This window comes from Streptomyces cirratus (assembly GCF_014650775.1).
Lineage (GTDB): Bacteria > Actinomycetota > Actinomycetes > Streptomycetales > Streptomycetaceae > Streptomyces > Streptomyces cirratus.
The window spans coordinates 1-1,543 of the sequence record NZ_BMVP01000046.1; the positions used below are offsets into that span (position 1 = coordinate 1).

The 1,543-nt window shown below is 66.2% G+C and carries 1 protein-coding gene; it reads right to left on the bottom strand.

What is annotated here, in order from left to right; genetic code table 11:
* Positions 1-201 precede the first annotated feature (201 nt).
* Positions 202-1,446 (bottom strand): IS701 family transposase, encoded by a 1,245-nt coding sequence (locus tag IE207_RS32815; RefSeq protein ID WP_373304819.1) that lies wholly within the window; start codon positions 1,444-1,446, stop codon positions 202-204.
* Positions 1,447-1,543 lie beyond the last annotated feature (97 nt).

Consider the following 1,543-nt stretch of genomic DNA (forward strand, 5'->3'; position numbering starts at 1 on the left):
CACGTCAAACGCCGTTGCAGTACTAGTACTCCAGCAGCGTTTCGCTATCTGGCCTGGTCAGGAGGGCGCGTCGGGAGTGTAGTGGGTTGGTGGGGGTGTCGATGGAGGTCTTCACCGGGTGCCCCACCAACGAGTGGAGTCGCCGTTGATAGTGACAGCGGCGGGCTGTGGCCTGGCGTTGGCGGCGCCAGAGTGACCAGTTCAGCAGGTGTGCGCGAAGCGTCCGCCCTGGCCGATGGTTCGGGATGAGACGAAGCGCCAGGATCCGGCGGACTTCTGCCACGGTGAGCGGAACCATGGCGCGGGAACCGTTTCTGCAGCCCCTTTTGCTGCCGCGTTGGCCGTCATGACCGCTAGGTAGGAGTGGGCGAGCATGGTGAGGGTGATGTGCCGATACCAGGCCGTATATCGGCGGACTTCGTACTGGTCCAGGCCACACTCGTTCTTCGCGGCCTGGAAGCACTCCTCAATCTGCCAGCGCATACCGGCGACCCGCACCAGATCCTTCACGGGCGTATCGAGCGGCGAGTAGGCGAGGAAGTAGGCGATTTTCTCAGGCTTGCGGATGCTGCGGCGGGCCAGTGCCCAGCGCCGCCGGACAGGCGCCTGGCCCTGGTAGTCGAACTCGGTCACGGTCGGCAGTTCCAGCGCCGCCCAGTGATAGAGCCGAGGTCCCTTGGCGCCCTGTCCGCACGAGATCGGCTCCCATGCTTCGTCGGGAGCCTGACCGAAAAGGTGGTCGATACGCGGGCCGAAGACCTGCTGCGACTTGGGCACTGCGAGGACATAGCCCAGTCCGGACTGCTCCAGAAGGCGGCGGAAGCGTCCCTCCTGCCCATAGGCGGCGTCCGCGGTCACCCAGGCGATCGGCAGCTCGGAGGCAAGAGCGCGAAGCACCAGGCGCCGGGCCAGCTCTCCTTTGGTAGCGAAGCCGCGTTCATCAGGAACTTTCGCGGCCCTGCAGCGGTCGCGGTCGTCCGTCCAGGACTTGGGCAGATAGAGCTCTCGGTCTACCAATGCGCGTCCGGTGGCGGACGCATAGGCGGCGAAGACACCTATCTGGCAGTTCTCGGTGCGGCCGGCGGTGCCGGAGTACTGTCGCTGGACGCCGGCGGAGGTGGCGCCCTTCTTGACGAAGCCCGTGTCGTCGATGACGAGCACGCCGTCGTCCTCGCCAAGGTGTTCGGCGACGTAGGACTGGAGGTCGTTGCGGACCTCGTCTGCATTCCAGTTCGCCCTGTTCAGCAGCCTCTGGAGGCCGTCGGGGGTGCGGTGGCCGGCGAACTCGGCCAGCTGCCAGCCGTTCTTGCGGCCGACAGGGGCGAGTAGGCCCCGTATGTAGTCCCGCGCCCGCCGCCGCAGGTCGGCACGGCCGAAACGGTGGCCGATCCGAAGGAACAAGTCCTCGAGCTGTCGTTCCCATACCGCATCCGCGTGGTCGTCGATCACACCGGGAAGCTGTCCATGGCAGCCCAGGACAATTCCCTCATCCACTCGTTGGTGGGGCACCCGGCGAAGACCTCCACCGACACCCCCACCAACC